General features: G+C 48.6%; 20 protein-coding genes. 11 read left to right on the top strand and 9 right to left on the bottom strand.

Annotated elements, in window-relative coordinates:
* Positions 1-4 precede the first annotated feature (4 nt).
* Together OLMES_RS07905 and OLMES_RS07900 are read left to right on the top strand one after the other, a co-directional pair.
* Positions 5-1,420 carry a LutB/LldF family L-lactate oxidation iron-sulfur protein gene (locus OLMES_RS07905; RefSeq protein WP_087460759.1) on the top strand — a complete coding sequence of 472 codons (1,416 nt, stop codon included), beginning with the start codon at positions 5-7 and terminating at the stop codon, positions 1,418-1,420.
* A gap of 40 nt (positions 1,421-1,460) precedes the next feature.
* Complete coding sequence (locus OLMES_RS07900; RefSeq protein WP_157678214.1) at positions 1,461-2,153, top strand: LutC/YkgG family protein; 693 nt, start codon at positions 1,461-1,463, stop codon at positions 2,151-2,153.
* Here OLMES_RS07900 and OLMES_RS07895 read toward each other — a convergent pair.
* Together OLMES_RS07895 and OLMES_RS07890 are read right to left on the bottom strand one after the other, a co-directional pair.
* On the bottom strand, positions 2,150-4,090 hold the full coding sequence (locus tag OLMES_RS07895; protein ID WP_198343266.1) for a methyl-accepting chemotaxis protein: 1,941 nt from the start codon (positions 4,088-4,090) through the stop codon (positions 2,150-2,152). The two genes, OLMES_RS07900 and OLMES_RS07895, sit on opposite strands and share 4 nt — an antisense overlap.
* 155 nt (positions 4,091-4,245) lie before the next feature.
* On the bottom strand, positions 4,246-5,136 hold the full coding sequence (locus tag OLMES_RS07890; RefSeq protein ID WP_198343265.1) for a LysR family transcriptional regulator: 891 nt from the start codon (positions 5,134-5,136) through the stop codon (positions 4,246-4,248).
* A 97-nt stretch (positions 5,137-5,233) separates the two neighbouring features.
* On the opposite strand from OLMES_RS07890, the gene OLMES_RS07885 reads away from it, so the two are divergent.
* Both OLMES_RS07885 and OLMES_RS07880 read left to right on the top strand, forming a co-directional pair.
* Positions 5,234-5,914 (top strand): class I SAM-dependent methyltransferase, encoded by a 681-nt coding sequence (locus OLMES_RS07885; protein WP_087460755.1) that lies wholly within the window; start codon positions 5,234-5,236, stop codon positions 5,912-5,914.
* 63 nt (positions 5,915-5,977) lie between these two features.
* Positions 5,978-6,466, top strand: coding sequence for an NADAR family protein (locus OLMES_RS07880; protein WP_087460754.1), 489 nt, complete (start codon positions 5,978-5,980; stop codon positions 6,464-6,466).
* Positions 6,467-6,474: 8 nt separating this feature from the next.
* Here the strand turns inward: OLMES_RS07880 and OLMES_RS07875 are convergent, their stop codons facing one another.
* Positions 6,475-6,930, bottom strand: a complete 456-nt coding sequence (locus OLMES_RS07875; RefSeq protein WP_157678213.1) for a GFA family protein — start codon at positions 6,928-6,930, stop codon at positions 6,475-6,477.
* A gap of 31 nt (positions 6,931-6,961) precedes the next feature.
* Positions 6,962-7,651, bottom strand: a complete 690-nt coding sequence (locus OLMES_RS07870; RefSeq protein ID WP_087460752.1) for a hypothetical protein — start codon at positions 7,649-7,651, stop codon at positions 6,962-6,964.
* 185 nt (positions 7,652-7,836) lie between these two features.
* Here OLMES_RS07870 and OLMES_RS07865 point away from each other — a divergent pair, with 185 nt between their 5' ends.
* From OLMES_RS07865 to OLMES_RS07845, 5 genes are all read left to right on the top strand, one after another.
* Positions 7,837-8,757 carry an STM4015 family protein gene (locus OLMES_RS07865; RefSeq protein ID WP_087460751.1) on the top strand — a complete coding sequence of 307 codons (921 nt, stop codon included), beginning with the start codon at positions 7,837-7,839 and terminating at the stop codon, positions 8,755-8,757.
* Positions 8,758-8,765: 8 nt separating this feature from the next.
* The gene (locus OLMES_RS07860; protein ID WP_157678212.1) at positions 8,766-9,956 is read left to right on the top strand and encodes an STM4014 family protein; all 1,191 of its coding nucleotides are present in this window, start codon (positions 8,766-8,768) and stop codon (positions 9,954-9,956) included.
* 130 nt (positions 9,957-10,086) lie between these two features.
* A complete protein-coding gene (locus tag OLMES_RS07855) occupies positions 10,087-10,881 on the top strand; it encodes an STM4013/SEN3800 family hydrolase (RefSeq protein ID WP_087460749.1) in 795 nt (264 codons plus the stop codon).
* A 5-nt stretch (positions 10,882-10,886) separates the two neighbouring features.
* Positions 10,887-12,230 carry an STM4012 family radical SAM protein gene (locus tag OLMES_RS07850; RefSeq protein WP_087460748.1) on the top strand — a complete coding sequence of 448 codons (1,344 nt, stop codon included), beginning with the start codon at positions 10,887-10,889 and terminating at the stop codon, positions 12,228-12,230.
* Positions 12,227-13,174: an STM4011 family radical SAM protein gene (locus OLMES_RS07845; protein ID WP_198343264.1), complete on the top strand. Its 948-nt coding sequence runs from the start codon at positions 12,227-12,229 to the stop codon at positions 13,172-13,174. The genes OLMES_RS07850 and OLMES_RS07845 overlap by 4 nt, the downstream gene beginning before the upstream one ends.
* Positions 13,175-13,180: 6 nt before the next feature.
* Here OLMES_RS07845 and OLMES_RS07840 read toward each other — a convergent pair whose 3' ends face one another.
* Positions 13,181-14,416, bottom strand: coding sequence for an OmpA family protein (locus OLMES_RS07840; protein WP_087460747.1), 1,236 nt, complete (start codon positions 14,414-14,416; stop codon positions 13,181-13,183).
* Between the two features lie 161 nt (positions 14,417-14,577).
* On the opposite strand from OLMES_RS07840, the gene OLMES_RS07835 reads away from it, so the two are divergent.
* Positions 14,578-14,781, top strand: coding sequence for a hypothetical protein (locus tag OLMES_RS07835; protein WP_087460746.1), 204 nt, complete (start codon positions 14,578-14,580; stop codon positions 14,779-14,781).
* 94 nt (positions 14,782-14,875) lie between these two features.
* On the opposite strand, the gene OLMES_RS07830 is transcribed toward OLMES_RS07835, so the two are convergent.
* The 4 genes from OLMES_RS07830 to OLMES_RS07815 form a co-directional block, all read right to left on the bottom strand.
* Positions 14,876-15,472 (bottom strand): hypothetical protein, encoded by a 597-nt coding sequence (locus tag OLMES_RS07830; RefSeq protein ID WP_087460745.1) that lies wholly within the window; start codon positions 15,470-15,472, stop codon positions 14,876-14,878.
* A 9-nt stretch (positions 15,473-15,481) separates the two neighbouring features.
* Positions 15,482-17,209: an RHS repeat-associated core domain-containing protein gene (locus OLMES_RS07825; RefSeq protein ID WP_087460744.1), complete on the bottom strand. Its 1,728-nt coding sequence runs from the start codon at positions 17,207-17,209 to the stop codon at positions 15,482-15,484.
* Positions 17,210-17,393: 184 nt separating this feature from the next.
* Complete coding sequence (locus OLMES_RS07820) at positions 17,394-18,077, bottom strand: hypothetical protein (protein ID WP_087460743.1); 684 nt, start codon at positions 18,075-18,077, stop codon at positions 17,394-17,396.
* A gap of 3 nt (positions 18,078-18,080) precedes the next feature.
* Positions 18,081-19,880: an RHS repeat-associated core domain-containing protein gene (locus OLMES_RS07815; RefSeq protein ID WP_087460742.1), complete on the bottom strand. Its 1,800-nt coding sequence runs from the start codon at positions 19,878-19,880 to the stop codon at positions 18,081-18,083.
* Between the two features lie 242 nt (positions 19,881-20,122).
* On the opposite strand from OLMES_RS07815, the gene OLMES_RS07810 reads away from it, so the two are divergent.
* The gene (locus OLMES_RS07810) at positions 20,123-21,670 is read left to right on the top strand and encodes a patatin-like phospholipase family protein (RefSeq protein ID WP_087460741.1); all 1,548 of its coding nucleotides are present in this window, start codon (positions 20,123-20,125) and stop codon (positions 21,668-21,670) included.
* Positions 21,671-21,727 lie beyond the last annotated feature (57 nt).

Below are 21,727 nucleotides of genomic sequence, written 5' to 3'. Positions count from 1 at the left end.
AACCATGTCCGCCCCATTCAGAGACCAGGCTATTCATGCCCTTCAGGATGAACAACTACGCGAAAATTTTCGTGGCGCAATGGATTTTTTGCAGGGAAAACGCAAAGCGGTATTCAGTGATACCATAGAGCTGGAAAACCTCCGACAACAAGGGCACCAAATCAAGGCCGAGGCCCTTGCCAATCTCCCCGAACTGCTGGAACAGCTGGATAGCCAGTGCAGTAAAAACGGCATCCAGGTGCACTGGGCGGAAACCCCGGAACAAGCTTGCGAAATCATTCACGGCATTATTGAACAGAACAACGGAAAACTTGCGGTGAAGGGCAAATCTATGGTCAGTGAGGAAATTGGCCTGAATCATTACCTCGAAGCGCGGGGTATTGAATGCCTGGAGTCGGATATGGGGGAGTATATTGTGCAACTCGCCCAAGAGACGCCTTCGCATATCATTATGCCCGCTATCCACAAAAGCAAAAGCCAGATTGCTACACTGTTCAACGCTACAATTCCTGATACCCCTTATACCGAAAATGTCGATGAACTGATCGGCACCGGCCGGAGAATATTACGCGAGAAATTCCAAAAGGCCGATATCGGCATCTCCGGCGTCAATTTCGCTGTTGCTGAAACCGGTACGTTGTGTCTGGTGGAGAATGAAGGCAATGGCCGGATGTGTACTACCGTACCGCCAGTCCATATTGCAATTACCGGCATTGAAAAAGTTATCCCCCGGCTCAGCGACCTCCCACCACTCCTCAGCCTGCTGACACGCTCTGCCACCGGGCAATTGATCACCACCTATTTCAACCTGATTTCCAGCCCACGGAAGCCTGACGAAAAAGACGGCCCTGAGGCCGTACATCTGGTTTTACTGGACAATGGCCGCAGCCGCATGTATCAACACCCGGAATTGCGGGAAACCCTGCGCTGTATTCGCTGTGGAGCTTGTATGAATCATTGCCCTGTTTACACCCGAATCGGCGGGCATGCCTACGGCACGGTGTATCCGGGCCCCATTGGCCAAGTGGTGATGCCACAGATCAACGGGCTTGATCAACAAGGGGAAATGACTGAAGGCTGTTCATTAAACGGCGCATGCGGGGAAGTCTGCCCGGTTGAAATTCCACTGCCGGATCTCATTCGCAAGCTGCGGGAAGAGCGCGTACAGCCGCAACCAGCCGAAAGCCCGGTCAATGGGGCAGGTAGCCATCGAACCCGGGTCGAAGCCACTGCGTGGCGATTTTGGCGATGGGTATACCAACACCCTGAGCTATACCGGATAGTTACCTGGTGGGCAACGCGTCTTGGCTCAATGTTGCCGAACCGGCTTGGCCCCTGGACTCGCACACGGGTCAAACCCGTGATCGCCCGCCAATCCCTGCACGAAATCATGCGCGAACGTTCGAACCAACCCGATTAAGATGATCACAAGCCAATTCTATAGCCAGGACAAAAACGCAATGACTTCCGCCAAACAAAATATTCTTGCGCGACTCAAGGCTGCCCAAACGAGACAGCACCGCAATTCAGCGCTTGATCAAGCCGGTGTAAATCAAATAGCTGCGAATCGAATCAAAGAAACCAGCAGAGCGTATACAGAAACAGATCGCTTGAATAAGTTCACAACAGCATTACAGGCCAGCCATGCCGAAGTCATCGATTGTACAAAAGATGAATGGCCGAAAATGCTAATCGGGCTGATTGAGACACGAAAGCTTACTCATTGGCTTTACAGTGAAAAAACTGAAACAGGTCGGCGATTTTCGCAAGACGTTTGCACAGCACTCCCAGCGCTTGAAGCAATCCCTTACTCCACACCTGTAGAGCAACTCAAAGAAACCCTGTTTAACCAGATAGACGCCGCTATAACCGAGGCCCACGGCGCTATCGCAGAAACGGGAACATTGGTCATTATCCCCGGCCCTGAAGAACCGCGTCTGATGTCACTGGTTCCGCCTGTACATGTGGTCTTGTTGCGCAAAAGTAAAATTATTGACACCTTTGACCAATTACTCGAACAGGAAAACTGGTCTGAAGCCGGCTTGCCAACCAACGTATTGTTGATATCCGGCCCGTCAAAAACAGCCGATATTCAGCAAACGCTGGCCTACGGTGCCCATGGCCCTAAATCACTAATCGTCATACTGATCTAAACTTTAAATTGCGCAGCCTTGCTCCGAAGGTCGCCAATGACTGAGCCAATTTCCTGACTGGCATTATCTGATACACCAATGGATTCAACCGTGGCCTCTGCAGACATCGCAATCGCACTGACGCGATCACTCATGGTTTGCGAGGTGAGACTTTGCTGCTCTGCGGCTTCGGAAATATCCTGAATACGCTCCTGTAGCTGGCTGATGAGTGCATTGATATTTTCGAAACATTCATCTGCCGAGCGAATCTGGTCACTGGAACCCGATACCCGTGACGATGCCTTGTTAATCGTATCGACAGCTTCCCGCGTACCTTTTTGCAGACGCTCGATTATGGACTGTATTTCAGTGGTCGACTGCTGCGTTTTGCTGGCCAGTGTCCGAACTTCGTCCGCAACCACGGCAAACCCCCGCCCGGACTCCCCCGCCCGCGCTGCCTCGATTGCGGCATTCAAGGCGAGCAAATTGGTTTGTTCGGCAATGTTACCGATGACCGTGAGAACAGAACCAATTGCATTACTTTGGGTGTCCACATTCTCCACCACTGAGACTGCCCGGCGCACATCCTCAACGGTCAAATCAAGCTCACCACGGGCTGAACCAGATATATCAGCCGTCGTCTGACTTTCACGGTGAATACTGTTTACCGAATCCGTAACCTGACGGATATGATTCGCGACCTGATCAATACTCGCCCCGAGTTCCACAACAGCAGAGGACACCTGATCAATTTCATCGCGCTGTTGCTGAACCACTTGCACCGCCTTTTTACTGGCATTGGATTGAGCCGCAGATTCCTGCACTGCGGTTTCTGTTCCGATATTGATTTGCCCGATAATATTTTGAATACGGCCAATAAACTGATTAACACCATCTGCCATGTGGGTGATTTCGTTTTTGCCGGTAATTTCCACCCGGCGGGTTAAATCCGCATCCCCTTCTGCAATTTGCCAAATTGCCTGGCTTAATTGCCTGATTTTTTCCAAAACACCAAAACCCAACAAAACGGCGACAAACAAGATCAAGCCAACGCTGGAAGCAATTGAGAACCAGAGCAGTTTTGAGGATAAATGTTCAACATTGCTGTTAATCGAAACCATCATACCTTCATTTTCAACTTTCGCAGCATTTTCCACATCCGCCAACAAACGCTGCAGGCGGGATGTAACTTTTCCAGTCTGTTGATCCAATATCCAGGTAACCGCCTCGGCACTATTACTGACCGTAATATCAAATTGGTGGGCCAACTGCTCCATCTCGGCTTTTACCGAGGCGGTTGACAGGCCCACTTTGAATTGACCGATGGTTTCTCCCTGCGGTTTGATGTCCACCGTAACGACAACAACGTCGGGATTGGATTCCGACGCACTAAGTACTTTTTCAATGGCTCCGCTCCCCTCTCCTGCTTCCATCAACTGCAACACAAATGAGTCTTCTCGATTTACATAACGGGTCAGACGTTGATTATATTGATCGAAAAAAGCCGCAAAGACGATGGCCTCACGAGCATCAACCCGTTCTACCAAATCCGTGAGCTTGGGAATATCCCGATCCCAAATAAGGGGAGCCGCAAGCGCAGCGACGACCTCAGCCAACGCCCGGGTCTCTTCCACTATGGTTTTTTTGAGATTTTCGGCAATTTGACTCTGCTGGGTTTTGAGCTGTAACTTCAGCTGCTCTGTGAGATCCTTCGAGGTCTGTGCACGCATGTCCTGAAGACTCTCTTCAACGTCAGACCGCGCCGCGGTGAATTCCTGCCCAGTTCGCTTCAGCCCCTTATCCAGAGCAACTTCCACAGCCTCGGTTAGCTCAACAATTTCGCTTCGCGACATCCACTGATTAGTCATCAGCTGAACAATCCCAGCGACAATCAGTATGAGGAATACCGGGAGTAATAAACGACTGGTCACCAAGTCACGAGTAAAGCGTGCGACCATAACAAACATCTCCGCCGATGAATTATGAAAAGAGGTTTGGGGAATCGAAGTTGAGACCCTTGGGACGTAACGAAGTTTCATAACGACAGGATAAATGTTTACGTCCTCTGCCTAATTATAGATCAGTTAACGTACTTTGAATGGCAAAGAAGCAATTAATTCGCCAAAGCTGCGGCCAGAAAATCAAAAACAATGCGAACCCGCTTACTGGTTCTGAGTTCGCGATGGGAAACCAGCCAGACTTCGCCTTTGAATACGTCTTGACCGGCCCAAATACGTTCCACACCGGACTCTGCGTCTCCGATCTCAACCGGCATAACACCAATTCCCATACCTTGTTTGGTCAGCTCCCAATGCAGTAAATGATTATCTGTCTTAACCGGAAAATTACTGTGATTAATTGTAAATCCATGCTCTTGGAGCACACGGATATACTCATCATTTCCGGCCCCGATACCAATAAAACCGGCATTGGCGAACCCTTGTGGTGTTTTCGGCCGTCCGAGTTGATCAAGGAATGTCGGCGTTGCATACAACGAGGCCCGCAAGTCTCTCAGCTTTTTGGCAATCAGCTCCGGCTCCGTGGGGCGAAATGCCCGTATCGCAATGTCGGCCTCCCGACGTTTCAGGTCACTGGCATCATTCGTTGCAATAATTTCCAGGTGAATCCCCGGATAGAGAGATCTTAATTTTTGCAAAATCGGCGGCAGGATAAAATAGGCCGTCACCTCGGTGGTCGAAATGCAAATTGAACCTTCGACCGCCTGGGACTGACCGGATGCTGTCAGCGACAATTGACTGGCTGCATCACCCATCGCGCGCACATGCTCAATCAGGGCCAGACCGGCAGGGGTTAAAACCAGCCCTTTGCCGACCCGCTCAAAAAGAGACACCCCCAGCTCCTCTTCCAACGCAGAGACTTGTCGCCCCAGTGTCGGCTGAGCCATTCCCAAGGCACGTGCGGCGGCTGAGAGTGAGCCCTCTTCTGCGGTCACCAGAAAAGCACGTGCTCGATTCCAATCAAATTTAACTGAACGCCAATCCATACATTTACGCATACATGAAGTGCATTTTTCGCCAATTTTAACTGCATTTTTGTATAGGTAGAATACTTTACACCCACAAAAGACAACGAGGAAGCCTATGGATCACTCCATCCGATTTTGGGACAGAATTGCAGAACGGTATGCCAAAAAACCGATAGCCGATGAACACAGCTACCAACAGAAACTGCGATTGACACAGGATTATCTGCAACCAGACATGAAAGTCCTGGAATATGGTTGCGGAACCGGCTCCACAGCACTCATTCACGCCCCCCAGGTTACTCAGTATACAGCAATCGACGCTTCATCAAAGATGATCGCCATTGCCAAACGTAAACAGGATCAATCGAACCTTGATCAAAACGTAAACCTGGAATTCAAGGTCGCCACACTCAATGAATACAAAAACGCATCTGGCGCCTATGATGCAGTGCTAGCCCTTAATATTCTGCATTTACTCAAGGACTGGGAGGCGGCAATTGAGCAAAGCTTTAAACTGCTCAAACCCGGGGGCGTTTTTATCAGCAGTACGGCTTGTATCGCCGAGGCAAATATTTTGATGGGCTGGGTGCTGAAATACATGCTCCCCGTCGGCCACTTTTTGCGGTTGCTACCTTCCGTCGAAGTATTTTCTCAACGCAAACTTGAAAGAAGCTTGCGAGAAACCGGCTTTCAGATACAACACACCTGGTCTGCGGAGAAATCCAGAGAGGTCTGTTTTATTATCGCCACAAAACCAGATACCGAGAAAAATTCAATAACCGGCGTCGCCGAGTGAACTGGTACGGAACTCAAAAACCGAATACACTCCAGTGTGTCTAAACCTGGAGTAAAGAACCCGATGTCGCTGTTTCCCCCCGACCAAACTGAAGATGCTGTGTTTCTGTCCCGAGCAGAGAGTGACAACCTGCTCGGTACCTTCGCCCCTTACCCAATCCAGTTGGAGGGTAAAGAATGGCCCACTGTAGAGCATTATTTTCAGGGTATGAAATTTGAAGATGATCTTCGCCAGGAACAGGTCCGAACTGCAGAGACACCCAAGCAGGCACGAAAATCAGGAAGAAAGCGGCATAAGAGTTTCCGGAAAAACTGGCACCAGATGCGCCAGGTCATCATGACACGGGCTATTTATACGCGCTGCAAAATGTATTCAGAAATCGCAGAAGCGCTACTTGAGACCGGTAACCGGAAAATCGTCGAAAACAGCACCTACGACTACTTCTGGGGTTGTGGCCGAGACCGTCGGGGTGAGAATACGTACGGCGTGGTGTTGATGAACGTACGCCAGAAACTGCGGGATGAACTGGAAGCAGAACAGAAGGCACCCTGAGTCACACCTCAGCGCCCCATCATTTTTTTGAAATCAGGTATGGTATCAAACGTCATCATCGACTCGGCGCTATCCTGACCGGACGAAATCGCATCCAGCCAGTTTTGCTTTCGGGCCGTCCAGCATTGAGCCTGGGGTTTGACCCAACTGGAATCATCCAGACTTCCGGAACAGATCGCCATAAACTGCGGCATCGCCCCGGCGACACCAAGCACAGAGGAACCACATTCACCGCAGAAATGTCGTGCAGTCAACTTGCCGGAACTGCCGGGGCTGCTGAACTGTTTCAACTCGCCTTGAATCGATACCGATTCTCTGGGTACAAATAAAACGGCGACCATCGGAGCCCCGGAACTCTTCTGGCAATCCCGGCAATGACAAACCAGACTGACAATGGGCGCAGCCGAGCACTCGTAACGCACCGCGCCACAAAGGCACCCGCCCCTGATTTCATTTTGGCTCACTCACGCTTCCTTTGATGTACTTAGAATAATTTTACCCGCCAAACTTTTTTGCAAGTTCCGCTACGCTATTATAGAACGTTTTCGGATAACTGGAATGAACCCATAACGAATCCCCCAATTTTGTAATTTCGCAACGGGCTTCCAGAATACGCCGAGACTCGCCACCAACGGCGGCTTTACCGTACCAGGTTCCTTCAATAGTTGCCGTAACCCGAAGTGTGGTGTTGTCATACAACGCATTATTCTGCCCTTGCAGATCCTGTAATGCAGCCTGCCCCTCAGGTGAGTTCAGAATTTGCATGGTGCAACTGATTGCCGTGTGTTGATCGACGTAAACGGATTTACCCGCCGGTGCAGTCGCTTCTACATGTCGAAAGGTATGGCCTACGTCTTTGTGGCCGGGCCACTGAAAATCTTCATGAACATCCGGATTCCGATGTTTTTTCTTGATGTTTTTTTTACCCCAATCGTTCACACTGACATCGTTACGAACCAGCTTATATATGTTGATGCATTTACCATCTGCACGTTCGATTGCTTCTCTTGTTGCGTTGTAATCGTATATTTTGACCAATGACACGGGATTCTCCTTTTCAAATAAAGCCTGCTCAAAGTACATCTTCATTTTGTTCCAATGCCCGCAACCATCCACACAGTTTGGCGACAACAACAGCACAAGCATCTCGATGTATATCTGAACGTTGCGTTTTGCATCCGGCATCACCCTCACTCAGCTGCCCATTACTTTGTTGGTTTTTTGTTATCGATGTTTTTTGTGATACTGATAAGGATTCAGTAAAAAATTGAGATTTTTTAATTAATATTCAGACTTCCAATCATGTACCTGACCCAAAACCTTGTTATCATCCGAACCATCAACAATGGAATAACGAAGGGATTTAGGGGATGACCATTTATTATCGAATTGAGCAATTCAATCATTCGCCACTTGAGCGGTTTGAACCGCAAAATGGAATTGTTAATAGTGGCGCAGCCATTCTGCTGGAAGTGGACTACGAAGCAGCTGAAGCCGGTAGCGATATTCTGGAGCTGACTCAGGCTTTTTTGAAAGACCCCCAAGTATCAGAAGTGCAAGCAATTGTTATTGGAGAATGGAACGAAAGCTTCGACAGTTCAATTCAACCGGTGATCGACTTGCTGATCGAAAACGCAAGTTCACTCCCAGCTCTAAAAGCTCTTTTTGTCGGGGAAATGACCAGTGAGGCCTGCGAGATCTCCTGGATTCAACAGGCTGATTACAGTCAGCTCTGGTCCGCCTTCCCCAAACTGGAACACTTTCAAGTTCGCGGTTCTGATGGCCTGGAGTTAGGCGAAGTAAAACACAACCAATTAAAAACGCTGATCATTGAATGTGGTGGTCTATTCGGTTCAATCCTTGAATCGGTGGCACAGAGTGAACTCCCGGAACTGCAAACGCTGGAACTCTGGCTGGGTGACGATAACTACGGCTGGGAGGGCACGGCTGATGACGTTAAGCCCCTGTTGCACAACCCCCACTTTTCCAAAATAAAGTACCTTGGTTTACGCAACAGCATGATTGCGGATGACGTTGCAACAATACTGGCAAACGCAGCATTTATTGAACAGCTGGAAGTACTTGACCTGTCTATGGGGACACTTGGTGACGTAGGCGCTCAAGCCCTGCTGGACAGCAACTACATCTCCGGGCTAAAACTGCTGGATTTGCATTACCACTACGTCAGTGACGAACTTCAAGCCAAATTAAAAGCCCTGCCAATTCAGGTAGATCTTTCCGACCCACAAGAAGAAGATGACTACGGACGCTTCGTTTCAGTTTCAGAGTGACCGAAAACATGGCGTATACCCGCCTTGGATGGCTTTTAATCGGTCACCCTGAGCATCCTAGAATAACTGGCTACCGGGCTGCTTTAGCAGAGCACACCCGGGATCCGATTGCGGTTCTATCCTATCAGGAAATATTGCACGCCATACCAACGCTGCATGATCAGCTTGTATCCCGACTGAAAAAACTCGATGTGGATACCATTGTGATTCGAATAGACTCCCCCGGTGAACATTTCGGTGTGGAAAAACAGCTCACCGCCCTCGGCGCACAGTACCCCAACGCTCGACTGAGCCCAACACAGGCCATGGCACTAGAACCCGACCCCGGTTGCATACGCTACATGCGTGAGTGGTATCGAGGGTTTAAAACATTACTGGATCAATTACAGCACGCTGCAGAACATGCGGCCAGATACCTCGGCAAGCCGGTGCGCTTTTTCAACGCCCCGGAAGATATCGTACTCATGTTTGACAAACTACGTTGTCAACGTGCCCTGCGCGACGCTGGACTGACTGTTCCAAAACACCTCCCGGAGGTCGCCGATCATGAGGCCCTTCGCGCACAAATGCAACAACTTCGCTGCTATCGGGTATTTATTAAACCTCGCCACGGCTCATCGGCATCTGGCGTTTTGAGTTATCAAATAAAACCAGATGGTTCAGCAGAAATACTGACAGGTGCACTGGAGTGGGTCAGCACAAAAGGCAAAGCGGTACTTTACAATTCCCTGCATGTTCACCGCTACACCGGGGGGCATCAAATCAATCAGATTATTGACTATATTCTGGCTGAAGGGGCATTTGTCGAGCATTGGATACCCAAAGCTCAGCATCAGGGAAAAAGCTTTGATATCAGAGTACTGACCGTTCAGCGGGAAGTCTGTCACAGCTTGCTACGCCTAAGCCACTCGCCGCTCACCAACCTGCATCTCGGAAACCAGCGCCTCACAATTGATGAAGCCCATTTTGCGCCGCAGGTAATTGAAGCACTATCCCAGTCAGCGCAATCTGTTGCAGAACATTTCCCGGACTCATTTACGCTTGGTATTGATATTCTGCTCAGTTCCCGCCGGTTAAAACCATACATACTAGAGGTTAATGCGTTTGGGGATCATCTGCATAACATCAGGCACAGGGGTCTAAATCCACAACAATTACAAATCAGTAAATGGTACACTGCAACCCACGCCAATCACTGATGCGTAACCTGTCACTCAAGCAAACTCAAGCACTACAAGGTTAAAATGGAATTAAGCCAAAGGCGTCAGTATCAGATTAACAAAAACGTAAGGACCTAAATGTGATAACCAAAGAAAGGATGCTTGCTCAATGCTCGATATGAATCAGATCATCGGAAGTCATGATCTGCTCCTGATTACACTGGATACACTTCGATATGATGTCGCCCGAACAGCACTGGATACAGGCCAGCTGCCCACATTGAGCCGATACATCACCCACTGGGAACAACGCCATGCCCCCGGAAGTTTTACCTACTCAGCACACCACGCCCTATTTGCCGGCTTTTTTCCCACCCCTGTAACGAATCCACAAGCTGAGCGCTTATTTGCCCTGGCATTCCCCGGCAGTGAAACCACAGCACAAACAACGTGTGTCCTGAATGCCCCCAATATCATTGAGGGTCTGGCGCAGGCGGGATATGCCACCGTATGCATTGGCGGTGTTGGTTTTTTCAATCAGCAAACGCCCCTGGGTTGCGTGTTTCCCAACATGTTTGAAAAAGCTTACTGGTCACCTGAGCTTGGGGTAACTCACCCCGATTCCACCGCTAACCAGGTTACGCTGGCACTGGATATCCTCGCGCACAGAAACAAGACCCAACCGCTGTTGATGTTTATCAACGTCAGCGCGATACATCAGCCAAATCATGTCTATGTGGACGGTGAAACTGTTGATTCCATCGATACACACGCTGCTGCACTGCGCTATGTAGACCGTCAACTTGCCCCACTGTTAGAGGCGTTCCAGAGGCAACGACCAACGCTGGTGATCATTTGCTCAGATCATGGCACAGCTTATGGTGAGGATGGATACAAAGGTCACCGCCTGGCGCATGAAGTGGTTTGGACGGTACCTTATGCTGAATTTATTCTTGGAGGTTAGCTAACATGTCCTCATTACAGGCGTATCTGGATCGTCAAATTTATCAGGCCTATTCGTATTCCTATCCACATAAAACCGCTTACCGGAGCTTTGCCACCCCTTACGCTTTGTCCGATCTCTGGGCAGGGGAAAAACGAGATGCGCTGTTTTTATATGTTCACATTCCGTTTTGTGAGATGCGTTGCGGCTTTTGCAATTTATTCACACTGGTTCGCCCAAATGAGTCACTACCGGAACGCTACCTGAACACGCTGGAGCGCCAGGCCAGGCAAACCGCAAACTGGTTAGGAGACGCGAAGTTTGCACGCTTCGCACTCGGTGGCGGAACCCCCACCTACTTTTCAGCCAAACAACTGCAACGCCTGTTTGAGATTGCATACAACAATTTGGGTATTAGCCAGGACATTCCCTGCTCGGTGGAAACCTCACCGGAAACGGTATCCACAGACAAGCTGGAAGTGCTAAGAAATGCCCAGGTTGATCGTATCAGTATTGGAATACAATCGTTTCTGGAGTCTGAAACCCAGGCACTGGCGAGACGCCAGAACAATCGGTCTGTACATGAAGCGCTGACATTGATTCGCGAGCATAGCGCCAGCCAGCTGAATATCGACCTGATCTACGGTATACCGGGACAGACTCCAGAGACATGGGCTCAGTCACTGCAACAGGCCTTGCATTATGCTCCGGAAGAGCTGTACCTCTACCCGCTCTATATTCGCAAACAAACCGGGCTGGAACGGATTCAAAGCAAGAACAGCAGCCTTATTCCACTACACAATGAATACCAGCATTCCATGTTGTCCCTGTACCGACAAGGACGGGACATGCTGATAGCAGAGGGCTATGAACAAGTCTCAATGCGCATGTTCCGCAAGACGGGAGCGCAGTCCTCAGCACCAGTGTATTGCTGTCAGGAAGACGGTATGCTCGGATTGGGCGCAGGAGCACGATCTTATACGCGGCAAGTTCACTACAGCAGCGAATATGCAGTCGGCAGAACGTCGATCAGCAGTTTGATTCAACACTATATTGAGCAAACCGACGCTGACTTTCATTCCGCCCCTTACGGTATAATCTTGACAGAAGACGAGCAGAAACGACGTTATTTAATCCAGTCGCTGCTGCTGGCAGAAGGGCTTGATCTGGATGCTTATGAGATGCGCTTCGGCACGCGCTGTGCCGAGGACTTTTCCGTATTGACCGAACTGGAAGCACTCGGACTCGCTGAGCGTTCAGGAACCCGATTAAAACTCAGTGCTGCGGGGTTGGAACGAGCGGATGCCCTTGGCCCCTGGCTAGGCTCGACCTCTGTACACCAGCGAATGGCGAGCTATCAATCCCGATGAAACTCCAGATTCTTTATCGTGGCCCCCTGGCCAGCTGCAACTATGCCTGCGGCTACTGCCCGTTTGCAAAACGCGAAGATGACCGAGCAGCTCGAACACAAGATCAACAGGCATTGGAACGATTCGTCCAGTGGGTTGAAAACCAGGCAATAACGGACAATATCCAGATCCTGTTTACGCCCTGGGGGGAAGCGCTGGTCAGGCGTTGGTATCGGGATGCTGTCGTAAAACTGTCTCACCTGCCCCAGGTCACAAAAGTTGCCATTCAAACTAACTTAAGCGTTCCCCCCGACTGGCTTGCCCAAGCCAATATTCAGCGTACGGCAATCTGGGCGACCTATCACCCCGGTGAAACACCCCGAAAGCGCTTCATTGCACACATCAAAAAGCTGAGTACCATGGGCGTCGCCTGCAGTGTCGGCATTGTCGGCAAAAAAGAACACCGAGCAGCGGCTGAGCAATTACGAAATGACCTGCCTGAGCACCTGTACCTCTGGGTAAATGCCTACAAAGACGAGCCTGCCTACTATTCGGAGGAGGATATTCGTTTTTTCAAAGCAATTGACCCACTTTTCGAAATCAACCTGAACGATTACGCAAGTTTTGGGGAAGCCTGCCAAAGCGGGTATCGGAGCGTCACAATTGATGGTGAGGGCGATGTCCGCCGCTGTCATTTTGTATCACCGGTCATGGGCAATATCTACCAACAGGATATTCGCGAAATATTAAACCCCGCTCCCTGCCCCAAAGCCTGTTGTGACTGTTATATCGGTTATATTTTTCTGGATAAACTGCGTCTGGAAGAGCACTATGGTGATCGACTGCTGGAACGCATTCCGCTCGCGTTTCAATCAACAGGCATGAGCCTAACGCTGCAAGCACATGATTTCGGCTCTCCTCGGAAAAAAGGACAGAAACAGAGCCAAGACTACCGGAGCTTATAAAGTGAGCTAATCACAAGCAATTTCCACCCGCCGATTCAATGACCGCCCTGCTTCCGTATTATTATCTGCTATTGGGTCCTGTTCGCCTTGTCCCGATGCAGCAATCGGCTTACGGAGGTCTCGGTCAACCAACGCAGCTACGACAGACTTCGCTCTGCGCTCAGACAGCCCTTGATTGTATGTGTCAGAGCCTTCACTTGATGTGTGTCCGATAACCGTAATCCGAGAGGCTTCAGCGGTTTTTAGTCCCACTGCCAATGCATCGAGCAAAGCGCCGGATTCCGGACGGATTCTGGCGGAATCAAAATCAAATTGAATACCATGCAGAATAGCACCACAGCCCGGTGGAGCAACGGGTTTCTCCGAGCAAGCGGTGGTAACCTGTTGTGCTGACTCACCTTGATAGAGCTTAAAAGGCGCACCATTGGTGGAGCGTACGCCGAATATCTCACCATTTGCCCCGGTACCGAGCACAAAGCTACTGGGTATTCCCGCCGGTGTGGTTCGCCCTGTAGCCCGAAGAATATTCCCTGTAATGGTGCCCTCCAACGCGCCTTCCCGGTCATAACAACCACTCACACGGTTATCTTCCTGTTTAAGCTCCAACAAAACTCCACGACCTTTCCATTTACCGGTAAACGTCTGTGAAAGCGGCACAGCATCCTGACGACCATGGCCAATGATCTCGCTGAATTCTAAAAAAGTCTTGTCCCGCTGAATATCAATGCCACCTGAAAGTGAAACCCGAACCCAGCGAACCGGAATCTCACCCGCCACAACGAATGTAGTAGTTTCCCCTTTTTTGTCATGGGTGGACAACGTCACCGTTCCCAGTTTCTGGTAGGGCCCTTCAGCGCTGGTATTTGAGCCTGCGATTTCAATATTCCGAATAAAGGTCTGCGAAGGGCTCGGAGTTTCCAATACATTAGGGACAGAAAAAGCAGAGAATCGCGTAAGTGCCGGAAGTTGATAAACAAAAACAACCTCGCTTTGTGCATTACCTGGTTTAGGTGTGAGGACAAAACCTCTTACATCACCATCAATGGCCATAAGCGCATGACTCAACCCAATTCGAAGCTCCTCAGCCACACCGCCCAAACTAACGGGAACGGCCCCCTGGGCAAAGCTTAGATAATCAACCTGCTGCCGAAGATGCTCCGATGCCAAGACGGGTAACCCAACGCCTGCAGCAAGAGAAACGAGCAGTGATATAACACAAAACCGTATTCCGATAAAATTCATCCTTTCCCTTCCCGGCGCTGAACGCGTTTGATGGTTGCTATAATACGTCTAATCGCCCCCTGATTACCGGTGGCCAATTCAATTGCGCATGCTGATGTATAACATTCAACCAATCGAGCGTATACCTGGATGACCAGCGTTTCAACATCAATGTTAGCCTGATGGCCGTGCCTGTCCCAGACTACCCAGCAAAAGGTAAGGCTTACCGCAGGGTTGTCGATTCTTATTTGTATCCAAATAAAAACCTGAAAGCATTATCCATATTGCCCAAGCTTGGCCCATTTATAATAGGCTTAGCACTTTTGTCCATGGCGGCAATGGAGTTAATGACAATCTCAACAGAGCATGGATTGATGTTTAACTAAAATAGCAGCAGCCCCGACTGAGGGGCTTCAGCAGGCTTAACTAAAAGCCTCTCTAGATCAGGATCAGCGGATTCAACTTATACTGTCTAGAATCCTAATTACTAATACCCAGTCTTTTTTTCATTTCCTGCTCCCAATCCAATACTAGTTCCTTAGCCCGAGCAGGTTTAACACGTAAAAGCTCTTTTAACTCTCTGCACTCCAAGGCTATTTGCTCCCTCCCTACGGGAAGCTCTTCTTTAAGTAGAATATCAATTTGTTCCAATGATTCAGAATACCTCTCCATTAAAACAAGCAGCAAAATATAACTCTTACTTACCCACTCGTTTCTCAATATGGCACTATTATCATTTATATATCTATAAAGTGATTCAATATCTAAATGCGCTCTCGCGTCTTCCAAGCGAGGAGCTATTCTATTCAGGTACTCCACTTCCCACAATGCCTTGTCATATTCATCAAAATCAATATGACCATCGGGACGGGGTAATCGCTCACTAAAGTTCAAGTTTAAGCTATCCGCTCTATCAAATAACGGATAAGAAAACCTGTAAATATAGACTCCATTTGGTGTTTTAGAGGCACAAAAACCACTCAGAATATGATTAACAGGCTTCAGGTAAATGTAGGAATCGATGATACCTACATCTCCCAGTAGCTCCTGTGCTTTCAATTGATTTTTTTTCTTCATTCCAGTTTCTCACCTAACCCACATCATGTATAGAGGTGTACTTTTCGGCAAATTCTCCATATACCGATTTATCTGTGTGTCATCTATGTAAGGGAAAATACCCGTTTTCAGCTCTAGCGCAAAAGTGGGTGCTATACGAGGGCCATATATAACATCCGCTCGACTACCACCAGGGAAACCATATGATTTTTCAGAACCCTGATAATACGTAACCTCCGCACTATAATCGTACAGCATATCCACTCTCTGCTCGAATAGCTTATGGATTCTTCTCCCCCTCTCGAAAGGTAAGAGACACATTAAACTACAATCCATATCCACATCCATGGCAGCTCTTTTTGCCATTGCCTCAAGCATTGCTACCTGCTTTTCGTGCTCAGGAGGAACACCCAGTCGCGGTTGCCAACGTCTATCGGGATCGAAAAAGCTCTCTGCATTGAAAAGATGTTGCATCGAAGCCGTCACCGCCCCATTTGCAAAACGTCCCCCAGCAAGCCGGGATGAGGTTCCGCCAACTACGGCGGCGACCATGGTTCTGGCTATCATTTTACTTACAATGCCATCTTTGGGTGCGCCGAGCAATTTGTCTGTGCCATAAATTCCTACTGCTGACAAGCTGATTGTCGCCGCTTTACCAAATGCACCGGACACAAATCCATCGTTAAAACTGCCGCCTTGAGCAGCACTGGCGCTTCCACCCAGTAGGCCATGCGCAAGCACTGCATCCAGGTCACCCAACGTCCCGGATTCATAGGCTGATCCAATTTGGCTCGCCAAATACGCCTGCGTTGCTGCAATTGCACCTGCTCGAATGGCTGCGCCAAGGTCACCATCGGTCACACCATAGGTTGTAGCCGATACAATACCTCCACATACTGCCGGTGCAGCGGGCCCTGAAAATGCTGCAGCGGTACAGCCCACAACCTGAACTGTTTCAGCAATATATTTGTTCTTACGCGCAAAGCGACCAAATTCTTTCAGCCCCTGAGGCGTGGATATGGCAACTGTCGGGAAGAAGGCAGCAAATACTTTAGCAAAAATACCGCGCCCTTTTTTGCTCCACCAACTAAACCCAGATGGATCGATCAGGGTTAACGGATTATTCCGCACGTAGCTGTATCGGTTCAGGTTCTGATAATCGGTTGGGTCCTGCATTACCGGGTCCGCGCTGATAAACCGACCGATGACCGGATCGTACATCCGCCCGTTCATATGGATCAGCCCAACGCCATCCACCTGTTCATGACCGGTAAAACCGCGATTGGTGATATCACCATTGGCATCTGCGAACAGTTCCGCCGAGGTAAAGAGCGTACCGTCCAAATGGCGGCGTTGCCCCCAGGCATCATAAGTGGAGGAGGATGCCAACAGGCTATTGTAGTCCAGTGTGGTGCGGTCAAGGATGCCCACTACCGAGCCGAGCGTATCCCGGAGTAAATACTGCTCTTTGGTCGTGGTGACAGTGTTTCCGTTTTCGGTCGAGGTTTCACGGGTGACAATGGCAATTCCCGCGATGCTATAACGCTCGATGGTTTTATCGGCACGAACTTCTTTCTCGTAGCTCCCCACGTATGTGGTTGTAGTTTCGGTGCCGCCGACTTTCTGATCAATTCGACGGGTACGGGAGCGATCCGGGCCATATTCAAATTCAACAACAGTGTTACCACTACCCCGGTCAATTCGAACCGGTTTACCAAACGGCGACCATTGAATTGTACGCCCCGGGGAGATGACCATATCGCCGTTCTTGTTATAGCAGTATTGACGGGTATCTACTCGGGTTACGGCATGAGGACCCGGCGTGCTGCTGGCGCACAGAGGCTGTGCGGTACCAAGTGTGAGGGCAGTGCCTGTCCTCGCCAGATACTCATGTGTGACTTCAAAAAATGAAAGGACTGTCGCTGTTTGCCGTGAGCTCTCTCTACTCTGTAACGATCTCGGGCTCCATACTCTTATTCATTTGATATTCAGACTTTATAACACGCTCAAATTCACGGGAACCCACTCCGCTTGAACCACTCAACCAATATATTCGATTTCCGTAAACCTCTCCACCAACTATAGGAGAATATATAATTCCCACTAGCCCCTTGTCATGCGAAAATAAATAGCTCACTTTTTGCCCCCCCCTTTCTGCAGTGCTGTTGATCAATAGCACTTGCTCATCCCTTCCAATCTCCGTCAAGTCCCAGTGATAGGTATCTGTAGATGAGTCCAGAATGGGACTAACCGTGTTTGGCCTAGTTTGAATTTCATAAGTATTCCCGTTAAAAATCCACCGTCGAATTTTGAGCATATTCAACCTAGGAACAGCAAACTCCAAAAGTTTACCTTTTATACAAATAAATTCTGAATCAATAGAGCAAAAGGCTGTTTTTCCAACATAATCACCTGACTGCTCTCTGCCATTAATCGGGTCAAAATACATCGAGCCCATACCGGCGCCTCCCTCCCACACACTTATACTCCCATAGCTGATCACAACCGATTCACTTTCTGGAGCTTGCCCCCCTCGAGCTATAGAAAGAGAGTTAAAAAATATGGCCGAGAATATCAGCAAAACGATTAAATTTTTTCTAATCAATAAAAAATTAGCGTAAAACATATTTTATCGCCCCATTAAATTTATATATAAATCGTAATTATATGGATTGCGGTAAGTGGAATGCCTTCTGGATACTTTTGAACTGGAAGCTTGATCTCTCGCATATTTTAATGGAGGAATCGCAGGATTAAAATCTTGATTAGAATGGCTCCACCCCAGTAAATGAGCGGTCTCATGAATTAGAGTATGGCCTACAGACCTTCCCGACAACAAACGATTCATAAATGTTTTAGACACATAAAGATTACCATTTAATTCGGCGGCAAATGCTGTTCCGCCTATGTTAATATCGGCTGTCATTTTGTGTATATCGCCAGCACTCATAGCAGACAATCTATCCGCAATTTTTGACCATCCAAATGCTATTTTCTTGGGATTAACATCAAATCCGAATGCACCTTTCAGAGCCTCCCAATCCATTTTGACTGCTAAATCAGCAGCCAAAGCATGCTCTTTTTTAATCAACTCCGCTAATGCAGCGACTTCTTGCTCTGTCCAAGGGGTATTGGCTTCGCTGGCAGAATAACTCGATGTCCTTATAGAACTTGCTAATGCCTGAGCGCCAGATTTTACAACATAAGCAAACGCCCCTGTGATTGCACCATTTGCGAAACTTCCTCCAGAAATTTGAGATATAGTTCCTCCAACTACCGCCGAAACTATAATCTGTCCTATATAACCGTTTATGGAAGCAAAAAAAGGCGATACTGCAAAAGAAGCAGCACCAGCTACAAATCCTGATTTGAAACTTCCACCCATAGCCGCACTAGCACCACCACCAATAACACCAGCAGCAACAGCACCACCTGCAAACCCCAAGTTAGAAGATATACCATGCATTAAGTAGCCTTGTATAAAGGCCACGGCACCTGCTCGAGCAGCCGCGCCAAGGTCACCATCGGTCACACCATAGGTTGTAGCCGATACAATAGCTCCACATACTGCCGGTGCAGCGGCTCCTGTAGATGCTGCAGCGGTACAGCCCACAACCTGAACTGTTTCAGCAATATATTTGTTCTTACGCGCAAAGCGACCAAATTCTTTCAGCCCCTGAGGCGTGGATATGGCAACTGTCGGGAAGAAGGCAGCAAATACTTTACCGAAAATACCGCGCCCTTTTTTGCTCCACCAACTAAACCCAGATGGATCGATCAAGGTTAACGGATTATTCCGCACGTAGCTGTATCGGTTCAGGTTCTGATAATCGGTTGGGTCCTGCATTACCGGGTCGGCGCTGATAAACCGACCGATGACCGGATCGTACATCCGCCCGTTCATATGGATCAGCCCAACGCCATCCACCTGTTCATGACCGGTAAAACCGCGATTGGTGATATCACCATTGGCATCTGCGAACAGTTCCGCCGTGGTAAAGGGCGTACCGTCCAAATGGCGACGTTGCCCCCAGGCATCATAAGTGGAGGAGGATGCCAACAGGCTATTGTAGTCCAGTGTGGTGCGGTCAAGAATGCCCACTACCGAGCCGAGCGTATCCCGGAGTAAATACTGCTCTTTGGTCGTGGTGACAGTGTTTCCGCTCTCGGTCGAGGTTTCACGGGTAACAATGGCAATTCCCGCGATGCTATAACGCTCGATGGTCTTATCGGCACGAACTTCTTTCTCGTAGCTCCCCACGTATGTGGTTGTAGTTTCGGTGCCGCCGACTTTCTGATCAATTCGACGGGTACGGGAGCGATCCGGGCCATATTCAAATTCAACAACAGAGTTACCACTACCCCGGTCAATTCGAACCGGTTTACCAAACGGCGACCATTGAATTGTACGCCCCGGGGAGATGACCATATCGCTGTTCTTGTTATAGCAGTATTGACCGGTATCTACTCGGGTTACGGCATGAGGACCCGGCGTGCTGCTGGCGCACAGAGGCTGTGCGGTACCTAGTGTGAGGGGAGTGCCCAAAACGAAGGCAGTGCCTGTCCTCACCAGATATAACCGAAATGGCTATTAAATATATCAAAACAGTATCAGACCCCGCTGGCCCATAGAGGTTCCTAGACTATGCTCTATTTACAGGAGGCCTTCACATGACCCATACCTCGTCCTGTCTTTTACCGTTCTTTATTAGTGGACTGGGGTTAGTCTGCATGATGATTATGAGTTGCCAAATAGGCTTACCTTCCAAAACAGAGATGCAAAGACTCGATCAGCCAAGAACTAGACTTGAGATTTCTAATAATCCTTACTCATATGGTTTTGATTCGTCACCTAATCTCTGTGTGGCCCTTTCTGGGGGCGGAATTCGTTCAGGTGCTATATCGATAGGTTTTTTACAACGGACTGTTGAAACAAATCTACTGCAGAAAATTGATATAATCAGCACAGTCTCCGGAGGAGGATACGCTCTTTACTGGCTATATTCTGGAGCTTATGAAGCAAGCTTTATGTCTGCGGATAAGCAAACGAGTGTACTTCAGAGATTAATAGCAGAGGACGGACCAGCAATTCAACGTTTGGATCAAACTCATTTCATCGACACATCAGATGCTTGGTGGGAAATCGCGTTCAATAGCCCCGGAGTCCCATTTGACATTTTACTTCGCAGGCTTATCGGTGCTAAATCGGTAGCATCAGAATCTTATGCATCAGATATTAGACGCAAGTTTGGCAGCTCTGACCTTGGTATCAGAAATATAAAACTTCAGAACTTGCATGTACTTGTTGAATACATGGATTTTCCCTATCCGATCATAGTCACAAGCGCCAATAGAGGCACTGCAGCCCCAATGGAAGGCCACAGCTACTCGAAGGAGGCCTTGTTGGAGCTCAGCCCGGACTGGATTGGTAGCAAGAAGGTTGGGTATCACAACTTCATGGAACCTTCTGAAGGATATTTGGAAAAGCATTTTGAAAGAAAATCATGGATGCAGTCCATTATTAATTTTGAATTGTTAGAGGCCATTACTGTTTCGGCAGCGGCTGTAGACACTCCCAAGAGCAACGAAAACATAGTCCCTAATATTGCAAAACTTCTTGGCTACTCCTTAGGCAGAAGCTACAACACTAATATTGGCCCCCAATTTCTCACCGATGGGGGATTTATCGAAAACCTTGGAGTGCTGCCTCTTATTCAACGGGGATGTAAATACATTATTTCATTGGATACATCACATGATCCAGACTGGAAGCTGGAAGATCTTCAAGTCCTAATTTCCTATGCAAAAGAAGAAGATTGGTTATTGACCGAGAACTCGGAAGCTATCGTTAACAGTCTAAAATCTCAGTCAAAAGAACATAAAGGCTGGAAAACAAAAAATCCCATTGTAAATCTAGAGTTTGCTCATGAAGACACGGGCAGGGTACTGACGTTGAGCTCGTTAAAACTTAGTATATCAACGGATCTACTCAAGAACGGAGGCTATAGTCAGCCAATATCAAATTTTATTAATCAAAACTGGCTGAAATGGCCTTATCCTGCATGCAACGAGAAGAAAGGTCTTGATGAAGAATGTGCATTTCCTTTCGAATCGACATTTAAGCAAGACTACACTCCAGAAGAATTCAAAGCCTATCGGTTTCTGGGGAAGCACCTATTTAACGAATGGAGCAAAACTCAAAGCGATCACCTGGATTAAGTCGCTGAGGCCTGATGAAATCACCTTTTCTCCTAAACTTTTTAATAGGTTTTACCT

Origin of the sequence: Oleiphilus messinensis (assembly GCF_002162375.1) — a bacterium.
Classification (GTDB): Bacteria; Pseudomonadota; Gammaproteobacteria; order Pseudomonadales; family Oleiphilaceae; genus Oleiphilus; species Oleiphilus messinensis.
This window is presented reverse-complemented; position numbering and strand designations above follow the sequence as displayed.

Bases quoted from the DNA above. Each gene is read 5' to 3' on its own strand.
- OLMES_RS07905 (WP_087460759.1), top strand. From the start codon at position 5: ATGTCCGCCCCATTCAGAGACCAGGCTATTCATGCCCTTCAGGATGAA.
- OLMES_RS07900 (WP_157678214.1), top strand. From the start codon at position 1,461: ATGACTTCCGCCAAACAAAATATTCTTGCGCGACTCAAGGCTGCCCAA.
- OLMES_RS07895 (WP_198343266.1), bottom strand. From the start codon at position 4,090: ATGGTCGCACGCTTTACTCGTGACTTGGTGACCAGTCGTTTATTACTC.
- OLMES_RS07890 (WP_198343265.1), bottom strand. From the start codon at position 5,136: ATGGATTGGCGTTCAGTTAAATTTGATTGGAATCGAGCACGTGCTTTT.
- OLMES_RS07885 (WP_087460755.1), top strand. From the start codon at position 5,234: ATGGATCACTCCATCCGATTTTGGGACAGAATTGCAGAACGGTATGCC.
- OLMES_RS07880 (WP_087460754.1), top strand. From the start codon at position 5,978: ATGTCGCTGTTTCCCCCCGACCAAACTGAAGATGCTGTGTTTCTGTCC.
- OLMES_RS07870 (WP_087460752.1), bottom strand. From the start codon at position 7,651: ATGCCGGATGCAAAACGCAACGTTCAGATATACATCGAGATGCTTGTG.
- OLMES_RS07865 (WP_087460751.1), top strand. From the start codon at position 7,837: ATGACCATTTATTATCGAATTGAGCAATTCAATCATTCGCCACTTGAG.
- OLMES_RS07860 (WP_157678212.1), top strand. From the start codon at position 8,766: ATGGCGTATACCCGCCTTGGATGGCTTTTAATCGGTCACCCTGAGCAT.
- OLMES_RS07855 (WP_087460749.1), top strand. From the start codon at position 10,087: ATGCTCGATATGAATCAGATCATCGGAAGTCATGATCTGCTCCTGATT.
- OLMES_RS07850 (WP_087460748.1), top strand. From the start codon at position 10,887: ATGTCCTCATTACAGGCGTATCTGGATCGTCAAATTTATCAGGCCTAT.
- OLMES_RS07845 (WP_198343264.1), top strand. From the start codon at position 12,227: ATGAAACTCCAGATTCTTTATCGTGGCCCCCTGGCCAGCTGCAACTAT.
- OLMES_RS07840 (WP_087460747.1), bottom strand. From the start codon at position 14,416: ATGAATTTTATCGGAATACGGTTTTGTGTTATATCACTGCTCGTTTCT.
- OLMES_RS07835 (WP_087460746.1), top strand. From the start codon at position 14,578: ATGGCCGTGCCTGTCCCAGACTACCCAGCAAAAGGTAAGGCTTACCGC.
- OLMES_RS07830 (WP_087460745.1), bottom strand. From the start codon at position 15,472: ATGAAGAAAAAAAATCAATTGAAAGCACAGGAGCTACTGGGAGATGTA.
- OLMES_RS07825 (WP_087460744.1), bottom strand. From the start codon at position 17,209: ATGGTCATCTCCCCGGGGCGTACAATTCAATGGTCGCCGTTTGGTAAA.
- OLMES_RS07820 (WP_087460743.1), bottom strand. From the start codon at position 18,077: ATGTTTTACGCTAATTTTTTATTGATTAGAAAAAATTTAATCGTTTTG.
- OLMES_RS07815 (WP_087460742.1), bottom strand. From the start codon at position 19,880: ATGGTCATCTCCCCGGGGCGTACAATTCAATGGTCGCCGTTTGGTAAA.
- OLMES_RS07810 (WP_087460741.1), top strand. From the start codon at position 20,123: ATGACCCATACCTCGTCCTGTCTTTTACCGTTCTTTATTAGTGGACTG.